17 protein-coding genes are annotated in these 21,929 nt (G+C 48.0%); 12 read left to right on the forward strand and 5 right to left on the reverse strand.

Annotated features, from left to right (window positions below; translation table 11 throughout):
- Nucleotides 1–158: 158 nt before the first annotated feature.
- Complete coding sequence (locus QZT80_RS23570; RefSeq protein ID WP_295128198.1) at nucleotides 159–938, reverse strand: response regulator; 780 nt, start codon at nucleotides 936–938, stop codon at nucleotides 159–161.
- A 10-nt stretch (nucleotides 939–948) separates the two neighbouring features.
- Nucleotides 949–4,095 (reverse strand): two-component regulator propeller domain-containing protein, encoded by a 3,147-nt coding sequence (locus tag QZT80_RS23575; protein ID WP_295128201.1) that lies wholly within the window; start codon nucleotides 4,093–4,095, stop codon nucleotides 949–951.
- 159 nt (nucleotides 4,096–4,254) lie between these two features.
- Between QZT80_RS23575 and QZT80_RS23580 the strand changes: the two genes are divergently transcribed.
- The 8 genes from QZT80_RS23580 to QZT80_RS23615 all read left to right on the forward strand — a co-directional run bounded on the left by QZT80_RS23580 (nucleotide 4,255) and on the right by QZT80_RS23615 (nucleotide 16,315).
- The gene (locus QZT80_RS23580; protein WP_295128204.1) at nucleotides 4,255–7,431 is read left to right on the forward strand and encodes a SusC/RagA family TonB-linked outer membrane protein; all 3,177 of its coding nucleotides are present in this window, start codon (nucleotides 4,255–4,257) and stop codon (nucleotides 7,429–7,431) included.
- Nucleotides 7,432–7,454: 23 nt separating this feature from the next.
- Entirely contained in the window at nucleotides 7,455–9,362 is a 1,908-nt protein-coding gene (locus QZT80_RS23585; protein ID WP_295128208.1) for a RagB/SusD family nutrient uptake outer membrane protein, read from the forward strand.
- Between the two features lie 25 nt (nucleotides 9,363–9,387).
- Nucleotides 9,388–10,092, forward strand: coding sequence for a DUF3823 domain-containing protein (locus tag QZT80_RS23590; protein ID WP_295128211.1), 705 nt, complete (start codon nucleotides 9,388–9,390; stop codon nucleotides 10,090–10,092).
- Between the two features lie 65 nt (nucleotides 10,093–10,157).
- Nucleotides 10,158–12,596: a glutaminase family protein gene (locus QZT80_RS23595; protein WP_295128214.1), complete on the forward strand. Its 2,439-nt coding sequence runs from the start codon at nucleotides 10,158–10,160 to the stop codon at nucleotides 12,594–12,596.
- 22 nt (nucleotides 12,597–12,618) lie between these two features.
- The gene (locus QZT80_RS23600) at nucleotides 12,619–13,650 is read left to right on the forward strand and encodes a LacI family DNA-binding transcriptional regulator (protein ID WP_295128217.1); all 1,032 of its coding nucleotides are present in this window, start codon (nucleotides 12,619–12,621) and stop codon (nucleotides 13,648–13,650) included.
- 86 nt (nucleotides 13,651–13,736) lie between these two features.
- The gene (locus QZT80_RS23605; RefSeq protein WP_295128219.1) at nucleotides 13,737–14,501 is read left to right on the forward strand and encodes a patatin-like phospholipase family protein; all 765 of its coding nucleotides are present in this window, start codon (nucleotides 13,737–13,739) and stop codon (nucleotides 14,499–14,501) included.
- A gap of 21 nt (nucleotides 14,502–14,522) precedes the next feature.
- Entirely contained in the window at nucleotides 14,523–15,353 is an 831-nt protein-coding gene (locus tag QZT80_RS23610) for an MBL fold metallo-hydrolase (RefSeq protein ID WP_295128223.1), read from the forward strand.
- 44 nt (nucleotides 15,354–15,397) lie between these two features.
- Complete coding sequence (locus tag QZT80_RS23615; RefSeq protein WP_295128226.1) at nucleotides 15,398–16,315, forward strand: carbon-nitrogen hydrolase family protein; 918 nt, start codon at nucleotides 15,398–15,400, stop codon at nucleotides 16,313–16,315.
- Between the two features lie 61 nt (nucleotides 16,316–16,376).
- Here QZT80_RS23615 and QZT80_RS23620 read toward each other — a convergent pair whose 3' ends face one another.
- Together QZT80_RS23620 and QZT80_RS23625 are read right to left on the reverse strand one after the other, a co-directional pair.
- The gene (locus tag QZT80_RS23620) at nucleotides 16,377–16,712 is read right to left on the reverse strand and encodes a hypothetical protein (RefSeq protein WP_295128229.1); all 336 of its coding nucleotides are present in this window, start codon (nucleotides 16,710–16,712) and stop codon (nucleotides 16,377–16,379) included.
- A gap of 45 nt (nucleotides 16,713–16,757) precedes the next feature.
- A complete protein-coding gene (locus tag QZT80_RS23625) occupies nucleotides 16,758–17,090 on the reverse strand; it encodes a hypothetical protein (protein ID WP_295128232.1) in 333 nt (110 codons plus the stop codon).
- Between the two features lie 681 nt (nucleotides 17,091–17,771).
- Between QZT80_RS23625 and QZT80_RS23630 the strand changes: the two genes are divergently transcribed.
- The 4 genes from QZT80_RS23630 (at nucleotide 17,772) to QZT80_RS23645 (ending at nucleotide 20,884) form a co-directional block, all read left to right on the forward strand.
- Nucleotides 17,772–19,700, forward strand: a complete 1,929-nt coding sequence (locus tag QZT80_RS23630; protein WP_295128234.1) for a TonB-dependent siderophore receptor — start codon at nucleotides 17,772–17,774, stop codon at nucleotides 19,698–19,700.
- Nucleotides 19,701–19,868: 168 nt separating this feature from the next.
- Complete coding sequence (locus QZT80_RS23635) at nucleotides 19,869–20,102, forward strand: hexameric tyrosine-coordinated heme protein (RefSeq protein WP_295128237.1); 234 nt, start codon at nucleotides 19,869–19,871, stop codon at nucleotides 20,100–20,102.
- Between the two features lie 38 nt (nucleotides 20,103–20,140).
- The gene (locus tag QZT80_RS23640) at nucleotides 20,141–20,431 is read left to right on the forward strand and encodes an antibiotic biosynthesis monooxygenase (protein ID WP_295128239.1); all 291 of its coding nucleotides are present in this window, start codon (nucleotides 20,141–20,143) and stop codon (nucleotides 20,429–20,431) included.
- A gap of 75 nt (nucleotides 20,432–20,506) precedes the next feature.
- Complete coding sequence (locus QZT80_RS23645) at nucleotides 20,507–20,884, forward strand: DUF1801 domain-containing protein (RefSeq protein WP_295128242.1); 378 nt, start codon at nucleotides 20,507–20,509, stop codon at nucleotides 20,882–20,884.
- 77 nt (nucleotides 20,885–20,961) lie between these two features.
- On the opposite strand, the gene QZT80_RS23650 is transcribed toward QZT80_RS23645, so the two are convergent.
- Nucleotides 20,962–21,929: SusD/RagB family nutrient-binding outer membrane lipoprotein (locus QZT80_RS23650; protein ID WP_295128245.1), on the reverse strand; the 968-nt coding region annotated here is incomplete at its 5' end.

Here is a 21,929-nt window from a genome sequence, read left to right on the forward strand (position 1 = left end):
AAAAATAGGGGATTCCGGGCACTGGCGAAAGGAGTGCATTAACGGGAAGGCATAAAACGCCCGATATGGTTCCTGAAGTTGCAGTGTGCGACGCAACGGCGGCCATATCGGAGTACGGGAGCCGGGTCCATAATTGATGTAAACGTTTACATAAGGGTCTAAATTTTTTTATGCTCGGCCACCTTTAACTGGATGTACTCGGAAGGCGTCATATTGAACTGTTTGGCGAAGTTGCGTGAGAAGTTGCTTTGAGAGCTGAAACCCAGCATGCCAGAGATTTCGTTGATGCGGTACTCTCCCTCGGCCAGCAATTCGGCGGCCTTTTTTAAGCGGGTGATATTGATGAGTTCAATGGGGGAGAGGTCGGATACTGCCTTGATTTTACGGTAGAGCGTTACGCGGCTCATATTCATGGCTTTGGCCAGTTTTTCCACGTCGAGTTCCGCGTCTTCCAGGTTGCGGCAAATGGTTTCGTTGAGGCCTTCGAGGAAGCGTTCGTCGGCCTTGGAGTGCGCCATACTTTTAATATGGGCCAGCGGTGATTGCGCAAAATATTCGCGCACTATATTGCGATTGGCCAGCAAACTCGCCATTTGCGCCTGCAGATGTTCTTTGGAAAAAGGCTTTTCGATATAGGCGTCCGCGCCCAATTCCAGTCCATGAATTTTGGCGGTCAGCGTATTCTGGGCGGTGAGCAGTATCACCGGTATATGAGAAAATTCAAAATTAGATTTGATGAGGGTGCAGAGCTCGAAGCCATCCATGTCGGGCATCATCACATCGCTCACCACCAGTGCCACGGCTTCGCGGGTCAGTGTTTCGAGCGCTTCTTCGCCACTTTCGGCCGTAAGCACATTGTACCTGGGCGCCAGCGTACGCGCCAGGAATTCGAGGATTTCGTCGTTATCATCAACAATCAATACTGTAGGCTGCAGCATAACGTGCGTTTTAATGCGAGGCGGTTTTATACGTTTTAGTTTCTTTTGATTGTTTGTCGTCGGCTTTTAAGGGCAAATTAAGTATAAATATGTTTAGTCCGTCACTGTTGTCATTAAGGTACAATCGTCCCCGGTGCAGTACGGCCAACGATCTTGCTATTGAGAGTCCTATGCCCGAGCCGGTTTGCCGGCTGGTTTCCTTCATGCGGTAGAACGGTTCGAATATTTTGTCTTTCATCTCTGCGGGTATCAGATTTCCGTCGTTCTGCACTTCTATTGTAAAGGTAGCATCTTCCGCCAAAAGCGGCCGTAATATTACAGTAACGGTTTGGGCAGCGTACTTCACCCCATTGTTGAGCAGGTTGCTTAGTATTTTCCGTAAAGCCTCTTCGTCCGCTACTGCTGTAATGGGCATTTCAGGTAATACTAACTGGTATTGCAGTTTCTTTTTGTTGGCAGGGGGTATAAAGTTCTCATACTCCTCCTGCAACAGTTTATCGATCCGCACTTCCGAGAAGTTGAGGCTGAACCCGCGGGCCTCCGTTTGCCTGAAATCCAGGATTTGCGTGATAAGGGCGATGAGGCGGTTGGTATTACGTTCCAGCGTTAATACATCGGGTTTAATGTCCGGTACTTCCTCCACTTTCTCCAGCAGGTTTTCTACCGGACCTTTGATGAGCGTAAGTGGCGTGCGTATTTCGTGGGTAACGTTGGTAAAAAACTCAATCTTGGCCTCGTATATTTCCCTCTCTTTTTTGTCCTGCGTGCGTTTATGATAAAAGCTGATCACGTAATAACAAATAGCCGCCAGCACTGCGAAATATAGCAGGTACGCCCATGTAGTGGCCCAAAACGGCGGCAGTATATGGATGGTGAGTTGTTTTTCGCCCCCGCCCCAATTACCGTTTGTAGATGCTTTTATCCGGAAGGTGTAGGTGCCGGGCGATAAATTGGTGAAATATACTTTACGGTTGGTTTTCAGGAAGGTCCAGTCTTTATCCAACCCATCCATCATGTATTTGTAGGCCGTAATATCGGGCGCATTGTAACTAAGTGCGGCAAAGTCAATACTGAAGCTGGATGCGTCGTGCGCCAGCGTTATATCATCCGTGAGTACGATCGATTTTTTCAGTGTGTTGCTGTCTTTATTGATAGCCAGTTCATTATTATGTACCTGGAAGCCTGTTACATATACCGGTGGTTCAAAGGTGTTGGGGATGAATGCGTCGGGATCGAAGCTGATCATGCCTTTGATACTACCAAAGTACAAATGCCCGTTAGCATCGCGGTAACCGGAGTTGTAATTGAACTGATCGTTAAGCAGTCCGTTTGCCTGGGTGTATACGGCCAGCACTTTGCCGCGGGTATCGAACAACACCAGTCCTTTCGAGGTACTCACCCACAGTCGGTGGTTTTTATCTTCCACTATTTTAAAGAGGAAGTTGCTCGGCAGCCCGTCTTTTACGGTATAGCGGGTAAAATGCTGCCTGTCTGCCCCCATTTTACAGAGGCCGCCGCCCTCGGTGGCAAACCAGATGTTGTGCGCGGCATCTTCGCAAACGGCGTTGGAGGTATTGGAGCTGATGCTCTGTATATCCTCCGGATCGTAGTGGAATTTGCGGGAGCGGCCAGTCACGGGGTCGTATGAGAATACACCGTCCTGGTGAGTGGTGCCCCAGATAACGCCGCTATGGTCTTCGATAAGGCTGGATACCGTATAGTTTGCCGGCCCGTTCACTTTGTCGAAGCCTTTTGCCGCGGCGTCGTAACGCTCCAGCCCGGCACCGGTGCCCAGGTAAATAGTATTGTTCCTCGTTTTGAGCAGCGATACGATAAAGTTGTGCTTTAGGTCTTTAGGGCCTTTACCCGCGTAGTAGTGCCGCAGCAAACGACCCGTTTTACGGTCGATGATGTCGAGTCCGTGTTCATGGGTACCTGCCCACACTTCGTTCCCATTTACCAGCACGCCATGTATATTGCTGTAGGTAATGCTGTTTGGTGTTTCTAACGGGGTAAAACGGCTAACTGAGCCGGTAACAGGGTTCAGCCGGTTGAGGCCTGCGTCCTCGGTGCCAATCCACAACTGTCCCTCGCTGTCGGCTTGTATTTCGCGTACGGCGCTGCCACTAATGGCGTTTTGGGAATAATCGGGATAATATTTGCGGAAAGGTGTGTAAGGGCGGGCGTAATAGTTTACGCCGCCGAAGTAAGTACCTACCCAAATGCCTCCTTCATTATCGCGCGAAATGGTGTATACCGCGTTATCAGTAAGCGAATAAGGGTCCAGGAATTTTTTATGCAGATTGATGGATTGGCTTGTAGCGCTGTTTAATATATGTACGCCCGATTCGCTGGCTACCCAAAATTCGTTCTCACCGGTTTGCAGGATGTCATGTGCGTAAACGTTTGTATGATCTGTATTATAGGTAAGCAGGTCTTTGTAGGTACGCGTTGCCACGTCAAATTCTTTCACACCTTCACACGAAGTGCATACCATGATACGCATACCGGCAGCCTTAATACGGTGAATGTAACAATTAACCATTCCTGGCGGGGAGTGGGAAAACATGTCGTAGGGAGTAAATACGCCGGTGGCGGTATCGAACTGGTGAACGTATCCATTATCTGCGGCTGTCCATACTGCACCGTCGCTGGTAATACATACGGCGGTGAGGATTTGACCCTGGGGGTGTCTGAATCGTTTTACGGTTTTAGAAACAGGATTGTAACGGCAGAGCGTGTTTTGTGCCACGAACCAGAGTTGTCCCCTGTTATCGGAGGTCAGGCTCCATACCTCGCGCAGCGTGTCCGACAGGTTAACCGGTTTTTCATTGATTGCATCAAAATAATACAGACCTTTTTGAGAACCGATCCATAGGGTACCTCTGGCGTCTTTATATAAGTTATAGATCTGGTCCAGCCGCTGTTCTCCTCTTTCATCCAGGCGATACAGTTTAAAACGGTAACCGTCGAAGCGGTTCAGCCCCTCCTTGGTGCCAAACCACATAAACCCTTGCTCGTCCTGCACGCTGCTGAACACCGTATTATTGGAAAGCCCGTTTTCTACCTGGTAATGGCGGAAATAATAGGGTTGAGCGTTCACTTTCGCAACGCACAGTAAACAGCATAAAGCAACTTTCAGCCAAAAATGAAACATTTTGAAAAGAATATGAAACGTGGTGAATGGCCTGGTCTTCAAATATGTTTTTTCTTCACAGTACGATTTAAAAGTAGTATTTGTTTACTTAAAAATGTACATGTAAACGTTTACAGAAACTAAATTCTGACATTTTATTAACCACAATAGTTCCCGTTTATGAAAATTTTTACCAGGCGCACAATGGCGGCTGCCGGTTCGTTAGCGGCAAGCCCCAAGCGCAAGATTCCCCTTTTTATTACAGCCCTGCTATTGTTATGTGCCTTATCAGCCTCTTCACAGGAGAAGATAACTGTGAAAGGGATCGTGAAAGATGGTGAGGGTGGTGTAATGCCAGGCGTTACGGTTTTGGAAAAGGGTACCAGGAATGCCACCAATACTGATGGTGACGGTGCGTTTACATTAAATGTAGCCGGCGAAAGTTCAGTACTCGTATTTACATCAATTGGTTCTACTTCCCGCGAAGTGGCGGTGGGCACGCAACGTACGATAAGCGTATCGATGCTGCAACAAAACAGAGATATTAATGAAGTGGTGGTAATTGGTTATGGACAAACTAAAAAAGGAAGTGTGACGGGTTCCGTGGCATCCATATCGTCGGACGATATTTCCAGCGTTAATGGTATTTCTACCGTGAGCGCCGCCCTGGCAGGTAAACTGCCTGGCGTTAGTTTCCGTATGCCTGATGGTCGCCCGGGTGCGAGTGCAAACATACAAATTCGTAACCTCGGCAACCCTTTGTACGTAATCGATGGTATTCAGCAGGACGCGGGTCAGTTCAACAACCTTTCTGCTAACGATATCGAGAACATCACTGTACTGAAAGATGCATCGGCAGCTATTTATGGTTTGCGTGCGGCCAACGGCGTAGTGGTGGTTACAACTAAACGCGGTAAGCTAAATTCGCGCAATACCATCGGCGTAAACGCTTATTGGGGTTGGCAAAACTGGACTACCTTCCCTAAAGTGCTGAATAACTCGTATGACTATATGAGGGCTAAAGCGGAGGCGGAACTGAATGAAAACGGCAGCACTTCCATTACAAAAGAGGAGCTGGAAAAATACAAGCAAGGCACTGAGTATGGTTATAAAAGCTTCGATTGGGCGGATTTCATTATCAAAGGAAATGCACCTGTTGGCTCTATCAACATCAACGCACAAGGTGGCGGCGACAAAATAAACTATTACATGTCGTACAGCAAACTGACCCAGAACTCAGTATTGGGTCGCGAGTTCCGCTTCGATCGTAATAATATCCAGTCGAATGTTACTGCCAGGATCGCGGAAGGTCTGAAAGCCAGTATCAATATTAATGGCCGTATCGAAACACGTCAGAACCCCGGTGTGCCCGATGTAGACGACTACTGGCAGGCAAGGTTCGCGCTTTTGCGTAATACGCCTATGGAAAGACCTTACGCCAACGATGATCCCCGTTACCTCAACAACATCGGTCACAACGAAACCAACTGGGCATTTCTGAACTATGAGAATTCCGGTAAGTTTAAAGAAGACTGGCGCGTGGTACAATCCGACTTCAATCTCGAATACCAGGTGAGAGGCGTTAAAGGGCTCTCCGTACGCGGCGCTTACTCCTACTACCTGGCAGATCGTTTGCTGAACAACCACGAGTTTACTTACAAAACATACACTTATTATCCTGCGGAGGATACCATCCGGGAGAATGGCGGTAGCACCAACCCATGGCGCGAACGTATTCAGGCGAAGGTGATTAACGTAAATATGCAGGGACAGGTTACTTACGCCAACAGTTTTGGTAAACATAACATCAATGCTACACTCGTAGCAGAGAGGATTAAATGGCAGCGGCTTACAAACCGCGTACACTCTGTACCGACCACTAACTCACTGCCACTGATTTATTTCAGCAACATGGATACTTATGAGGATAATGATGAAAGGCAAACCAGGCTTGGTTATGTAGCTCGTCTGACTTATAACTATGCGGAAAAATACTTCATCGAACTGGCAGGCCGTCGCGATGCATCTTACCTGTTCCCACCGGATGACCGCGTAGGTTATTTCCCTTATGGTTCAGCAGGTTGGCGTATTTCCAGTGAGCCGTTCTTTAAAGATCTGATCGGTAATTTCCCGCTCAGCGATTTGAAATTCCGTGCCTCATACGGTATTACGGGCGATGATGGTTCCGCACTGTCGCTGGCCGAGTATTCTTACCTGGCAGGCTATAACTACAACTCCGGCGTAGGTGTATACGATGGTGCTGTAGTGGTAGGCTCCCAGGACAGGGGCGAACCTACTACGAATATCTCCTGGCTGAGAAGTAAGATGACCAATATTGGTGTGGATTATTCCTTCTTCAATGGGAAACTGTATGGTACTACCGAGTATTACCGCCGCAAACGTACGGGACTTAAAGCGGGAAAATACGATGTATTGGTGCCTTCAGAACTAGGCTACGGCTTACCTGCTGAAAACCTGGAAAGCGATGCACAGCGTGGTATTGAAACCTCTCTGGCGTTTGAAACCAAGTTCGGCGACTTTAACTTCCGTTTAGGAGGTAACATTTCTTACTCCCGCTCAAGATTCATCGACAGGTATGACAAACGGTTTTTCAATTCCTGGGATGTATACCGCAGTTCCAATATCGACAGGTACACCAAAACCAACTGGGGCCGTCACGTAATCGGTCAGTTCCAGTCGCAGGAGCAGATTAATAACTACCCTGTAAATATTGATGGTCAGGGTAACATTACCCTGCTGCCAGGCGACCTCATTTACGAGGATGTAAACAAAGACAATAAGATCGATGGTTACGATGAGCGCCCGATCGGTTTTGGCGTGGGTACACAACCGAACGTAAACTTTGGTTTCCAGTTGGGACTGGGTTATAAAGGCATCGACTTCCGGGCAGACTTTTCCGGTGCAACCGGTTATACCTGGTACCAGAACTGGGAAATGAAATGGCCTTTCCAGAACAATGGTAACCTTAATAATATCTTCCTTGACAGGTGGCATCGTGAAGATATGTGGGACCCCAACAGCAAATGGATACCTGGAAAATATCCTGCGTTGCGTTACAACAGGGGCGGCCACTCCAACTATAATAACAGCAACGACTTCTGGGCACACAACGCACGTTACGTAAGGGCCAGGACCATCGAGCTGGGTTATACCATTCCACAAAATATTTTAGACAGGATCAAAATGAACAAATGCAGGATCTATGTAAACGGTAACAACCTTTTCACGTTCAGTAACCTGAACGAGTTTAACGTAGACCCTGAGGTGACAGAAGAAAATGGTCTGCAGTTCCCGCAGAACAAGACAGTGAACGTGGGTGTCAACCTTGCTTTTTAATCTAACCTGTTTCAATTCCAATTATGAAAAAGTTTCTTAGCATCATAGCAGTAGCAACCATGGTTAGCGCCACCGGTTGTATAAAAGATAAAGACTTCCTGAACCAGAAGCCACCGGCCATCCTGACGCCAGACGAGGCATTCAGAACACCAGCCGATGCGTTCTCTGTATTATCTAACCTCTACGTACGTCAACTCGATTTTTCCTCGCTGGACAATGGTTGGGAGTCGTTCGTGGGTTTCGGCGAAAGTTTTCCTTCCAATGCCGGATCTGCATGGATCGTGCGTGATAGTGAATGGGGGTATGGAGACTGGGGCAACTGGGACTACGGTTACATTCGTGAAATGAACCTTTTCCTGAAGAGGTGCGAGGAATCTAAAACACTCGAAACGAAAGATAAAACACAGTTGCTGGCCGAGGGCCGTTTGCTTCGCGCCAACTTTTATTTCGAGCTCACTAAAAGAATGGGTGGTGTGCCGTTAATCCTGGAGCCATTGCGTTACGACTTCAGCGGCGATCCTACCTACCTGCAATATCCAAGGTCGAAAGAGTCTGAGATGTACGATTTCGTGATCAGCGAAATGGAGGCCATTAAAGATCAGTTGCCGGTAAGGGCTATTACAGCTAATCCCGTAACCGGCCGTGCCACGAAAGGAGCAGCTTTAGCCATACAGGCCCGCGCCGCTTTATACGCGGGTTCTATAGCAAAATACGGCGCTAAAGCACCAGAAGTAACGTTGCCGGGCGGCGAAATAGGCATTCCTGTCAACCTGGCCAATGGTTATTATACAAAGGCGCTGGCTGCTGCGGAGGCTATTATCAATGGCCAGGCCGGAGAATATGGTTTGTATAAAAAGAACACGACCAATCTTTCAGAAAACTTTGCCAGCATGTTCCTCGACAAAAGCGGGAACCCCGAAGCTATCTGGGTGGAAGATTATAAGTTGAAGAGTGGCCGCGTACACGGTTATACTCTTTCTAACCAACCACGTTACGGTTCTGAAGAGGAAGAAGGTGGTCGCATTAATCCTTCGCTTAACCTGGTAGAAGCATTCGAAATGCTTGATAACAGTTTTGCTCCGCTGGCAGTAAAAGATGGAGGTGGCAATCCCATTCTTTATACAAATCCGCTGCAACTGTTTGAAGGAAGGGACGCGAGGTTGCATGGCACCATCATTACACCAGGCAGCACATTCAAAGGTCGCCCGGTTGATATTTGGGCAGGCTACAGGCTGGCAAACGGTACTATCGTTACCAGCGATCAGCGCGGTGGTATTAAGGATTTGCCAGGCCGCGAAAAAGTGCCGGTAGTAGGTCTTGATGGTCCTATTGATGGGCTGGAGTTCGTTGCCCAATCAGGCTTCTATATTCGTAAATATTTAGATCCGGCTGCCGGTGCAGGTTCCCGTGGTACACAAAGCGAGGTGGCGTTTATGCGTTATCGCTTCGCTGAAGTATTGCTGAACGCGGCAGAAGCTGCATTTGAACTGGGTCAGCCAGATGTTGCTGCAGGGTACCTGAACCAGGTACGTGCAAGGGCGGGGCTTACCACAGCACTTGTTGGTGCCAACGTCACTTTTGATCGTATTGTACACGAGCGTCGCATAGAACTTGCTTTCGAAGGACATACGCTGTTCGATATGAAACGTTGGAGACTGGCGCATACAAAATGGGATGGTACGCCGCTTAGCGAGGCCGAACTGATCTCGAACCTGGGCAGTGCTACACGCAGAAATACACAGCCATGGGCACTATGGCCTTACAAGGTTTATAATCCGGGTAGTCCTGATGATGGAAAATGGTACTTCCAGCGCAAACTGTTAAGTTGGGTAACCGGCGCCCGCAGGTTCCGCATGGGCAACTACTATTCCAATATCGGTACTGGTATTCTCGCCAACAACCCGAAGATCGTAAGACAACCTAACCAGTAAGCCTCATCAACTTAAAACATTTGTTATGAAAATCAGATTTCAATATATAATAGCACTGGCCATTGGTACTTTACTTTTTGCGTGCAAGAAAGATAACTACGATCCGCCAGGCTCACGCGTGTCGGGTAAAGTGTTGTACAAAGGCGAACCCATAGGGCTCAAGTTTAACGATGTTACTTTTGAACTGTTTCAATATGGCTTCGGCAAAGTAGGTGCCCTGGGGCAGGTATTTGACCAGGAAGGCAATTTCAACCTATTGTTGTTCAATGGGGATTATAAATTAGTGATACCTAATGGTCAGGGCCCTTGGCTGCCTAAAGGTACTGGTGGCAAACCCGATAGCCTTGATCTTCGCGTAAATGGTGCGGGGGAGCTTAATCTGGAAGTGACGCCTTATTACATGATCCGCACACCACAACTGGCAGCAGCCAACGGAAAGATAAATGCGACTTTTAAGGTTGAACAGGTAGTAACCGGTGTAGATGCCAGGGCTATCGAAAACGTAGCCCTGTATGTAAATAAAACCTCTTACGTAGGCCAGGGCGGCGACTTTAATGATGGCGAAACCGTATTGGCAGGCGGCGCTATTGTTGATTTGAACAATATCGCATTAAGTGTAAATGTTCCAACTTACCCAACTACGCAGAATTATGTATATGCCCGCGTAGGATTAAAAATAGCGGGTTTGGAAGACAGGATCTATTCACCGGTGGTAAAAATCAACCTGTAAATACACGGCTGTTGTTATACATTGGATAAGGAAAGTATTTTTTAAACATAGCATAGAAACGAAGAATGAAGAAAGTAGTAATTGCAGCTGTTGCGCTCATGAATTTTTCCGCAGCAAGCGCCCAGGAACGAAAGGCGCCTGCTTATCCGCTCATCACGCACGACCCGTATTTCAGTATCTGGTCTAACACCGACGAACTGAACACCTCGCCCACTAAACACTGGACAGGCGTTACACAGTCGCTGGTAGGACTCGTTAAAGTTGATGGAAGTATTTACCGTTTCCTCGGTGAAGAAGATAAATCCTGGATATCTATTGCCCCCACTTCGGATGAAAAGGACTACACCGTAGCCTACACCGAAACTGCACCGGCCGATGGCTGGCAGCAGGCAGGTTTTAACGACAGCCAGTGGAAAAAAGGTGGTGCGCCCTTTGGCGATAACCGCAGCACGGCTAAAACCTATTGGAAAAGCAATAACCTGTGGACGAGAAGAACGTTTAACGTCGCTTCGCTTCCTACCAGTGATGTATTCCTGAAACTTAGCTACGACGATAATGTGGAAGTATACCTGAACGGTGAAGAAATCTACGCCCATAAAGGATGGAATTCTAAATTCCAGTACTTCCCCATCAAAACCAAACTGAAAAAAGGACAAAACGTGCTGGCCGTACACATTGCCAATACCGCAGGCGGCCAATGGCTGGATGCAGGTATAGTGGCGGAAAAAATAGTGACGCCTGACGCAGCAATTAAACTCGCGGAGCAAAAGAGCGTACACCTCAATGCCACGCAAACCATTTACGAATTCACAGCAGGTAAGGCCGACCTTACCGTCACCTTTACATCGCCACTGCTCATAAGCGATTTACACCTCATATCACGCCCGGTTTCGTACGTGAACGTGCAGGTGAAGTCGAACGATGGCGCTGCACATGATGTGCAGGTATATTTTGGAGCATCCACGGACATCGCTGTAAACACTGCCTCACAGGAAGTGAAGGCAGAAAAGTATGCCGCCAAAGGATTATCTATCCTTAAAGCTGGCACCACCGCACAGCCGGTATTAAAGAAAAAGGGAGATGACCTGCGCATAGACTGGGGTTATGTGTACGTTGCTGTTCCAACAGCGGCGAACGTGAAACAAACAGTAGCTTCTCCGGTAAACTATGCGCAGGCTTTCCAATTGCCTGCCAGCAACACCCAAACCGGCAAACAGTTGATGCTTAGCACCGCTGCTGCCATGGGTAAAATTGGCGCCACACCTAAAGAACAGCTGTTCCTCGTTGGTTACGACGATCTGAAGAGCGTACAATACTTTCATCAGGACCTCAAAGCCTGGTGGACACTCGGTCAGCCTACTTCCATTGAGAACGAATTGTCGCTGGCTGCAAGAGATTACAAATCCATCTTGGCCCAATGCATTGCTTTGAACGCGCAAATACGTAATGATGCATTAAAAGCAGGCGGCGAGAATTATGCGAAACTTTGCGAACTGGCTTACCGCCAGAGTATTTCCGCTCACAAACTGGTAAAGAGCCCTCAGGGTGAGATCCTGTTCCTTTCTAAAGAAAACTTCAGTAATGGTTCTATTAATACAGTAGACATCACCTATCCATCGGCGCCGTTGTACCTCGCGTACAATCCCGAGTTGCTGAAAGGTATGCTCAACGGTATTTACTATTACAGCGAAAGTGGTAAATGGAACAAACCTTTCCCTGCGCACGATTTGGGTACCTACCCGATCGCAAACGGTCAAACGTATGGCGAAGATATGCCCATTGAAGAATGTGGTAACGTGGTAATACTAACCGCTGCTATCGTAAAAGCAGAAGGTAAAACCGACTACGCAAAGAAACATTGGAAAATACTGAATGTCTGGGCCGATTACCTGGCCAAAGAAGGGCTGGACCCGGCTAACCAGCTGTGTACCGACGACTTTGCCGGTCACCTCGCCCGTAACGCCAACCTGTCTGCAAAAGCAATCGTAGCACTCGGCGGTTACACACAAATGGCGCAGCAGCTTGGCGAAACGGCTATTGCTGAAAAATACGCTGCCATTACTAAAGAAATGGTGCGTAAATGGATGGAAATGGCCGACGATGGCGACCACTATTCCCTCACCTTTGGAGGTAAAGGAACCTGGAGCCAGAAGTACAACCTCGTATGGGACAAGCTTTTAGGGCTGAATCTGTTCCCGAAAGAAGTGTATGAGAGAGAAATGAAATACTATCTCTCCAAACAAAATAACTACGGTTTACCGCTGGACAGCCGCAAAACCTACACTAAATCCGACTGGATTGTATGGACAGCTGCACTGACTGATAAACCAGGTGAGTTTAATCAGTTGGTAGACCCTGTATATAAATTTGCCATCGAAACCAGCAGCCGCGTGCCACTGAGCGACTGGCACGAAACAACAGATGGTAAACAAGTAGGTTTCCAGGCGCGTAGCGTAGTGGGAGGTTACTTTATCAAAGTGCTGGAGGATAAGTTGAAAAAGTAACAGGAGTTATAAAGTCCCGCCGATGAGCCAGAGCATATCCAAAGTAACGATAGAAGATATTGCGCGTGCGCTGAATATCACTGCGGCAACCGTTTCGCGGGCCCTGCACAATCATCCTGCCATTAAAGAGGCAACGAAAAAGATCGTGAAGGAAACCGCCGAACGGTTGAATTACCGGCCCAACAAAATAGCCTCTTCGCTGCGCCTCGGGCGTTCAAACATCATAGGCGTCATTATTCCAAGCGCGGAGATCAACTTTTTCGGATCGGTGATACATGGGATAGAAAAGATTGCGAACATCAACGGGTATAATGTACTCATTTACCAGAGCAACGAGTTGTACGAAAGTGAGAAGAAAGGAGTACAAACATTTTTACAGTCGCAGGTAGACGGAGTGCTGGCTTCTATTTCAAAAGAGACCATTAACCTCGACCATTACTCGGAGATCAGGCGCAGGGGCATTCCCCTGGTGTTGTTCGACCGGGCCAGCGACAGTCTCGGCGTGTCGTCCGTGGTGGTAAACGATTACCGCGGCGCCTTCGATGCTACCCGCCACCTCATTTCACAGGGATGCCGGCGTATTGCACACATCGGTGGCCAGCAGCACGTAAGCATCTTTAACCAGCGATTGAAAGGTTATATAGATGCGCTCAACGTTCATAACATCGCGCTCAACGACGACCTGATCGTATACGGAAAGGTGAGCATAGAGTCGGGCCGGGAATGTATGAACCGCTTACTGGCAGGGCCTGATGTACCGGACGGCGTATTTGCGGTTGAAGATTTTACAGCCCTCGGCGCGATGCAGGCCATTAAAAGTGCGGGTAAAAAAATGCCGGACGAAATAGCGCTCATTGGTTTTGCCAACGAGGCGTTCGGCGAATACCTTACCCCTTCGCTCAGTACCGTGAACCAACAAACGGTGGTGATGGGCGAGGAGGCCGCCAAACTGTTCTTCGAAATGCAGCGTACAGGCAACGCACTCAATGCCCAGCCGCAAAAGCTGGTGCTGGAGCCCGAACTGATATGCCGGCAGTCGAGCAGTAAGTATTAGTCTATAATAGAGTTCTATTGCATAAAAAATACATTGCGGGCCTCCCATTCCTGGGAGGCCCTCCTGTTTTTATTTATATTAGCCGCATGGAACAACAGATCGTAAAACGGCCTTTCGTATTATCCGGCGGCGGTGCCCGTGGTTACGCGCACCTGGGTGTGTTAAAAGCTTTTGCAGACAGGCAAATATTTCCCGAGGCGATTGCCGCCACCAGTGCAGGCTCTATTGCGGCGGCTTTTATTGCAGATGGTTATAGTACGGACGAGGTGCGCGAGATATTCCATCGCAGTAAAATAGGTTTGTCGATGGAGTGGCGCAACTGGAGTACCGGTGTGCTGTCGCTTAAAACAGTGGAGAAAGTGCTGAAACAAACCCTCCGCCATCAAAACTTCGAAGCACTTCAGTTTCCGCTGTACATTACGGCTACCAATTTTATTAACGGCGCGCAGTCCGTGTTTGACAAAGGGCCATTAATTCCTGCTATACTCGCAGCCTCTTCCATTCCCATCTTGTTTACTCCGGTGGAGATGGACGGGATTCCTTATGTAGATGGCGGTTTGTCCGGCAACCTGCCGTTGGAACCGTTGTTGCCCCTGTACAAAAACATTGTGGGCGTACACGTAAACCCTATTGTACCTTATAATCCAGCAGGCGGTTTTCTCGCCAATGTAGACCGTACTTTACACATGGCCATACAGGAACCGGTATTGAAAAACAAGCAATTATGCAGCACATTTATTGAGCCGCAGGGGCTGGGCCGTTTCGGGATGTTCGACTTTAAAAAGTTCGATGAAATTTACGATGCGGGCTTACAGGCGGCAGAGGAAACGCTGAGGCTTTCAGTTGGATAATACAGGCAAACAGTTGACGGATTGGCGGCAGCCACTACATTTATCCGTTGGCAGGGTGTACATTCAGGCATGGACATCCACATCACCCACATCGATACCGCCTGTATACTGCTGGAAATTGGCAGTTTTCGTATACTCACCGATCCTACGCTGGATAAGGGCGGGCATTTGTACTATCATGGTTTTGGCGCACTGTCCCGTAAAACCGGCGATCCTGCATTACCCGAGCCGGGGTTACCTTTCATCGACCTGGTATTGTTAAGCCATCATCAGCATAAAGATAATTTTGATAAACAGGGAAAGGCCTTTACTGGCAAAGTAGATAAAGTATTATCTACCAAAAATGCCGCTCACGATTTGCCCGGCGTAATTGGTCTCGATAACTGGGAAACCTATGCGGTGGATACACCGAAAATAAAAGGACTTCGTATTACTGCTACACCTGCGCAGCATCGTCCCTGGTGGCTGCCCGAATTTATTTCTGGTACAGTAATCGGTTTTGTGATCGAGTACGAGGGGCAGGAAAATGGCGTGATCTATATTTCCGGCGATACGGTGTATTTCAGGGGAATTAATGAGGTGGCGAAAAGGTTTAAGGTGGATGTGGGCATCTTTCACGTGGGTGCGGTGCAGTTCCGCTATCTCACAGGTTTAGGGAAATATACGATGGACAGTAAAGATCTTATCAAATCTGCTAACATTATCAACCCCAAAAAAATAATACCCATACACCATAAGGGTTGGAGCCACTTTAAGGAACGCGAGCAACAGTTGAAAAGCGCACTAAGCAGTAATGCATTAACCTGCGAACGTACCATCTATTTACGCTCTGGCAATCGCACTTACATCTAGTTTTTTTGCAGGATTTTGCCGATATTGGCTAAAAGTCCGGGCATATGACACTTAAAATTGCCACTAGCCAGTTTCCCGTTAGCAGGAACATTATCACCAATAAAGAAAATATTATCGGTCAGATGGAAGTTGCCAGCCAACAGGGCTGCGATGTTATCCATTTTCCTGAAGGGAGCCTGAGTGGGTATGCCGGCGTGGATTTCGAATCGTTTGCCGGTTACGGGTGGGATGTGTTAAAGGATGCGATGCTGGAGGTAATGGAGGCTGCAAGGCGATTCGGCATCTGGGTCATATTAGGGTCTTCGCACCGCCTGAGTGATGGGCATAAACCACATAACAGCCTGTATGTAATTAATTCTCAGGGCGCTATTACTGATCGTTACGATAAACTTTTTTGTGCAGGCGACGATACGGAACAAACCGGCGACCTCGCACATTATTCTCCCGGTACGCATTTTACCATGTTCGAAATAAATGGCATTTGTTGTACTGTGCTTATTTGCCACGATTACCGTTATCCGGAATTATACCGCGAATTGAAACAGCGCGATGCACAGGTGGTATTCCATTCTTACCACGCAGCCAATATAGATGCCGAACGGCTGAAAGCCATGCACGCAGAAGTAGGGGAGGAAAATTTTAAGTGGAACCATGGCCATACTTATCCGGAAATAACCATGCCCGCCTCTATGGTGTCGTATGCAAGCAACAACTACGTTTGGATTAGCTGTAGTAACAGTTCTGCCAAAGAAAGCAGTTGGGCCTCATTTGTGGTGAGGCCGGATGGTGTGATAACAGGCAGGCTGGAGAAAAATGTAGCAGGGATACTGGTAACAGAGATCGATATGGATAAGAAATATTATGACGCTACTAAGTTTTGGCGAAGCCGGGCAATTAACGGCTTTTATCATAGCGGAACGCGGGTAGACGATGCCAGATCGCTGAACAGGACGGATTTATAAAAGAGATTCTATTGCATAAAAAATAACGGAGAAAGCTGGTTAACTCATCCTCACTTTACTATTAGTAACTAACGTAGTACTGCGCGGTGGCTGTACCACCAGGCGTACTCCAGGCCAGTGCAATGTAATTTGCGCCTTCTGAACTAAACACCGTGGTTTCATAGCCAGGTACGGCAACACTCCAAAAAGACCATGGATTGTTCCTGATAAAATCTACCCTGTACAGGGTAGCGTTGTACGGGCTATACACTGTTACATTATTACTCCCATCTATCGTAACCGTGACCCAGGCCGGAGGCGTACCACTGTACAATGCTATGGATGCTGCTTTGCTGTTCAGGCTCATGCCAAGCGTGCCAGTCAGCAGCAGTAAAGAAAAAATAATCGCTTTTTTCATAATCGTTGTGACGTTAAATGTGGAGTTTCCACGGGTAAATAAATACTAGTAAGTGATGTAGTAGTGCGCATACATTTGTCCGGGATAACCGGGTGTAAGCCAGCCCAGGCTCAGTATGTTAGCGCCTTCGGAATAGAACGTAGACGGAGGCATAGCTACGCTCCAGTAAGCGTAAGGACTGTTCCTCGTAAAATCCGCCCGGTAAAGTGTATAACCATAGGAACTGGTTACGGTGATATTATTGTAACTGTCGATACTCACCGTTACACCAGGAGGCGGTGAGCCACCGGCGAGGCCGATAGTAGCTGCTACGGACTTCAATGAAAGTCCTGCACAGCAGAGTAACATCATCAAAGGAAAAATGATCGCTTTTTTCATAAATGGATTTTTAAGTGATGAAGAATGCATGTTTCTATATGGGCTTTCTCCGGTTTGCGGAGCGTGAGGATTAACGAAATTGTTACTGACGTGGAAACACGGGGCCGAGGGTCACAAATACACTTGTCTAAGATAAGAAGATATCACCGGAAAAGAAAAATTATGCTGCCGTATTATTGCCTTTATGATGATTATTTTCGCTTAATAATTAGATAAGACACAGTTAACATCGTTCACGTTTTGAAAGCTATGGAAACCTTTACCTTCGGCCACTTAAACTCCGGGTTTATCGAGCGTGGACTTCAATAATTCATTCTATGAAACGAAAAATGTATGCGCCGGGAGCGATCTCCAGTTTTTCCTCTTCTGCATGTTCCCAAAACGGAACAAGTTCCTTTATTCATAAAGCAAAAATCGACGCTGTTACTTATTGCAGTTTTTTGCCGGCCTTTCATCCGATGTTATAAACTCCCCTGATTGACTGAATCTTCAGTAGTGGCGATGGCACCTGCTGAAAATTTCTCGTTCCAGATTAAAAAGCATACCGTTTTTTGCGGTATGCTTTTTAATTACTCATATTTCAGATAATTATTATGCCAACCCTGGCATATGATAATCATCTCCAATTGCCCTACATTTGCAGCCGCTTAAACCTATTTTTCATTAATCTGGCAATCAGCAATGTTTAACATCAAAAGCAGGCTTCTGTTAGCAGCAGCATTTGCAAGTCCGGCCATAGGGCTGGCTCAGGAAACACAGCAGCAGTTGGACCCTGTAACCGTAACCGCCACCATTCAACCCACCACCAGCTCCCGTACCGGAAGAAACCTGGTGATCATAAAGGGCGAGGATATTTCCCGGCTGCCCGTAAACTCCATTGACGAATTATTAAGGTACGTACCGGGCCTGGAAGTGCAGGCACGTGGCCCTATGGGTGCACAGAGCGACTTCGTATTACGCGGCGGTACCTTTCAGCAGGTGTTGGTCGTTATTGACGGAATGCGCGTAAACGATCCGAACACAGGGCATTTTAACAGCTATATCCCGGTAACACCCGGCGAAATTGACCGTATCGAAATACTGAAAGGCGCTGCTTCTGCCATTTATGGTTCCGAAGCGGTGGGTGGAGTAATCCATATTATTACCAAAGCGTTCGCTGGCATCACCAGGGCGCAGCAATCTTACAACGCCAGCGTAACAGGCGGCGCGTACGGTTTGTGGAACGTGGGCGGTAATGCTTTTATCAATACCGGCAAAACAGCCATCAGCGCAGGTGTACTGTCTAATAATACCGATGGGCAGGACCAGCGCGGCACCAAGGGCTTTCTGCACCTCAATACCTTTTCGCTTTCGGCCAGCCATCATATCAATGATAAATGGCAACTGGCACTGCGCAGCAGTTATGATACCCGTTACTTTGGCGCGCAGGGCTTTTACACGACTGCCGCTTCTGATACGGCCCGTGAAAACGTAAGCACCTGGTGGAACCAGTTACAGCTTAAATATCAAAGCGGGAAAGATAAATTCTCCCTGCTGGCGGGTTATAAATCTGTTACAGATACCTACCGTTTTAACGGCCTGGGAGCGGCTAACGCCAGCGATAGTAAGCTGTTCCAGACACTGGCAGTTTATGAGCATGCGTTTAGCGAGAAGACCGCTGTTACCGGCGGCCTGCAATTCCAGGATAAAAGCATTTCTTCGAACGACCGTGGTGATCATAACCTGCAACAGGCTGCTGCCTTCGTGGGTGTTACCCAAAAGATCGGCGAACGTTTCCTCGTAAATCCCGCGCTTCGTCTGGACTGGAACGAGGAAAGCGGTTACGAACTGGTGCCGCAGCTGAACCTCTCTTACCGTGCCGATTGGGTACAGTTGAGGGCGAGCGCCGGTAAAACCATTCGCGATGCGGACTTCACCGAGCGTTACAACAACTACGAAAAAGCGCTGGTAGCTACTGGTCAGCGTGTAGGCAACCCGGCCCTTACTTCCGAACACTCATTTAGTTACGAAGCTGGTGCGGATTTCTTCATCCACGACCGCATTCGTATTTCCAGCACAGTGTTCCGCCGCGAACAGTCGGATGTAATTGACTGGACACCTACGCCGTACGCAGATATGCCCCGACAGAGCAACCTTGCGCCCACAGGCACTTACGCCCTGGCTAAGAATATTTCCAAAGTAAATACCACCGGCCTCGAAACGGATGTGCAATACATTCAGCCGCTGGCCCATCAACATAAAATAGTATTGAACGCCGGCCTGGTATGGATGGATACGGAAGTGCCTTCCGGTACCGCCTCTTTCTATATCGTGTCTAACGCCCGTTTCCTGACCAACTTCTCCGCACAGTATGTTGCGCCGCGGTGGAGCCTGTCAGTTAACGGCCTTTATAAAGAACGAAATGCACAATCTGCACCCGGTATTAAAGCTTTTGTAGATAAATCTTACTTCGTAATGAACGTAAAAGCGGAGTACTTCGTGATTAAAGACAGGCTGGCTATTTTCGGTCAGGCCGATAACGTACTCGATAAATCGTACCAGGACTTGCTGGGCGCACAAATGCCCGGTGTGTGGCTGATGGGCGGAGCAAGATTCAGTTTGAATAAATAGTAAAGTAAGCACCGAACCCCGATAGCTACTATCTCACCAAATAAAAAGAGGCTGCTCATACTGATGGACAGCCTCTTTTTTGCGATGTAATACGCAATAGAAACCGTAAGCCGCCCATTTTTACAAGCCATCTAATTCACGACTTTTGAGTTGCTAACTAAGGAACTTATGAGTATTGAATTAATTCCCGGTAATACCCTCATTACCGCTGGCCCGGAAGAAGGGCGTGCCCTTGCTATTAAAATAGCCCGTTTAATTATTAAAGCCACCCAACCCGATGCCACTGTAAGAGAGCGCCTGCGGCCCGACTATGCAAACGATGCGGGTATGCTCATCAGCATAGGTCACGTAGTAGCCATTGAATTTGCAACGATTGCCGCGGCCAATAATTACTGGAGGTAGGCGAATATTATTTATATTGATGCGCTTAACGAACAGCTATGATATTAGAAGTCGCCATACTGCACATCAGACCCGGGCAAACCGCTGCCTTTGAAACTGCTTTTTCAAAAGCGCAACCCATTATATCCGGCATGAAAGGATATATCAGTCACCAGTTGCAGCATTGTATAGAAAACGATCACCAGTACATTTTACTGGTAAACTGGGAAACCCTGGAAGATCATACTGTCGGCTTCCGTGGTAGTGCGGAGTACCAGGACTGGAAGGCGCTGCTGCATCACTTTTATGATCCGTTCCCGGTGGTGGAGCATTACAGGCTGTCGTCGTAATCAACCCGTTAATCTGTCGCGCCGACACCGCTTTGTTTGCGCTAATTGTGCTAATTTTCGATAAAGAAAGTTCGTATGAAAAGTACACCTGTAACAACCATCGATCAATACATAGCCGGTTTTCCCGAAGAAGTACAGGCGCTCCTGGCGAAGATGCGGGAAGTTATACAAAAGAATGCCCCCGGGTCAGAGGAGAAAATCGGGTATGGTATCCCCACGTTTACGCTGAATGGCAACCTCGTTCACTTCGGCGCATATAAGCAGCACATCGGTTTTTATCCGGCCCCGTCAGGCATTGCAGCTTTCAGCGATGAGCTGTCAAAGTTCACTATGTCTAAAGGTGCTGTACAGTTTCCGCTGGATAAGCCGCTGCCGGTTACATTGATAGGGAAAATTGTGAAGTTCAGGGTGAAGGAGAACACGGAGAAGAAGGCGGTGAAAAAGAAGAAGTAGTGATAATCTTCAAAACAAAAACAGCGGCCAGGTAACTCCCGGCCGCTGTTATATTTAATACTCGAACATGAATACTATTAAGGCATTAACCAGATTTTTGTGCTGGATACATCGGTAGAACCGGTTTCTGTTTTCCAGTTCTCGAAGTTAAAGCTTGACTCCTGTTGTGGATACACGAAACGGGCGTAACTACCGAAGTTCTGCGTGTAGTAAACGGTGTTAGTGGCAGACATAGGTGTTTTGTCGCCGGTTCTGCGTTTCAGCGTCCAGGCGTCCCATGGCTGGCGGAAAGCGTCTATCCAGTACTGGGCGTAAATTTGCCTGAGTGCTGTTGCCGGAGTAGCCAGGTTGTAAGTGGTAATTGGGTTGGTAGTGATGGCGGCAATTTCACCAGCAGTAGCCGTGGCGGAAGCGGGCTTGTTAACCACCCACTCGGGTGAGGTAAACGCAATACCCTTCCACATATTTAAGGACGCAGCAATGCCCGCATCATATGCAGCCTTGGCCAGTGCCGGGTTGGCGCCTACACCAATACCCCTGTTGTATGCTTCTGCTTTCAGGAAATACACCTGTGCTGCGGTAAGCATCAGTTCAGGAATGCTGGTAATGTCTTTTTCAAAATAGAAATTAAAGGGAGAGTACACGTTGCCTGCCCCTTTATCACCCCAGGTAATGTTACGTTTGTTAAAGTCGTATGGAGCGCCACCTTCTGATGTAGTACCGGTTACAGGGTTCTGCGGATAAGCAGCCCATTCGCCCGCATTATTCCCCTCGAAAAAGATACCTGCCCGCACATCAAATATGCCACTGCCGTCTTTAGCCGCCGTGCTCGACATCAGGTTCCACATGGTAGAACCGAAACGCAGGTAACAGTTGGCGGAGAACGACCAGCGACGCCATTCAAATTTAAGACCAGTGATTTTTGCAGGCCACATACCTACGTCATTGCCTGCCTCCAGTAAAGGTTTGGCGAGTGCTTCGGTAACATGGGTGGTAGCCAGTGCGGTGTTTTTATCGTACATGGTAAGGGCAACCTGCAGACGAA

This window comes from uncultured Chitinophaga sp., from assembly GCF_902168175.1.
Lineage (GTDB): Bacteria > Bacteroidota > Bacteroidia > Chitinophagales > Chitinophagaceae > Chitinophaga.

Coding starts and splice junctions, on each gene's coding strand:
- QZT80_RS23595 (WP_295128214.1), top strand. CDS start 10,158: ATGAAGAAAGTAGTAATTGCAGCTGTTGCGCTCATGAATTTTTCCGCA.
- QZT80_RS23585 (WP_295128208.1), top strand. CDS start 7,455: ATGAAAAAGTTTCTTAGCATCATAGCAGTAGCAACCATGGTTAGCGCC.
- QZT80_RS23620 (WP_295128229.1), bottom strand. CDS start 16,712: ATGAAAAAAGCGATTATTTTTTCTTTACTGCTGCTGACTGGCACGCTT.
- QZT80_RS23600 (WP_295128217.1), top strand. CDS start 12,619: ATGAGCCAGAGCATATCCAAAGTAACGATAGAAGATATTGCGCGTGCG.
- QZT80_RS23640 (WP_295128239.1), top strand. CDS start 20,141: ATGATATTAGAAGTCGCCATACTGCACATCAGACCCGGGCAAACCGCT.
- QZT80_RS23575 (WP_295128201.1), bottom strand. CDS start 4,095: ATGTTTCATTTTTGGCTGAAAGTTGCTTTATGCTGTTTACTGTGCGTT.
- QZT80_RS23630 (WP_295128234.1), top strand. CDS start 17,772: ATGTTTAACATCAAAAGCAGGCTTCTGTTAGCAGCAGCATTTGCAAGT.
- QZT80_RS23625 (WP_295128232.1), bottom strand. CDS start 17,090: ATGAAAAAAGCGATCATTTTTCCTTTGATGATGTTACTCTGCTGTGCA.
- QZT80_RS23570 (WP_295128198.1), bottom strand. CDS start 938: ATGCTGCAGCCTACAGTATTGATTGTTGATGATAACGACGAAATCCTC.
- QZT80_RS23590 (WP_295128211.1), top strand. CDS start 9,388: ATGAAAATCAGATTTCAATATATAATAGCACTGGCCATTGGTACTTTA.
- QZT80_RS23635 (WP_295128237.1), top strand. CDS start 19,869: ATGAGTATTGAATTAATTCCCGGTAATACCCTCATTACCGCTGGCCCG.
- QZT80_RS23605 (WP_295128219.1), top strand. CDS start 13,737: ATGGAACAACAGATCGTAAAACGGCCTTTCGTATTATCCGGCGGCGGT.
- QZT80_RS23580 (WP_295128204.1), top strand. CDS start 4,255: ATGAAAATTTTTACCAGGCGCACAATGGCGGCTGCCGGTTCGTTAGCG.
- QZT80_RS23615 (WP_295128226.1), top strand. CDS start 15,398: ATGACACTTAAAATTGCCACTAGCCAGTTTCCCGTTAGCAGGAACATT.
- QZT80_RS23645 (WP_295128242.1), top strand. CDS start 20,507: ATGAAAAGTACACCTGTAACAACCATCGATCAATACATAGCCGGTTTT.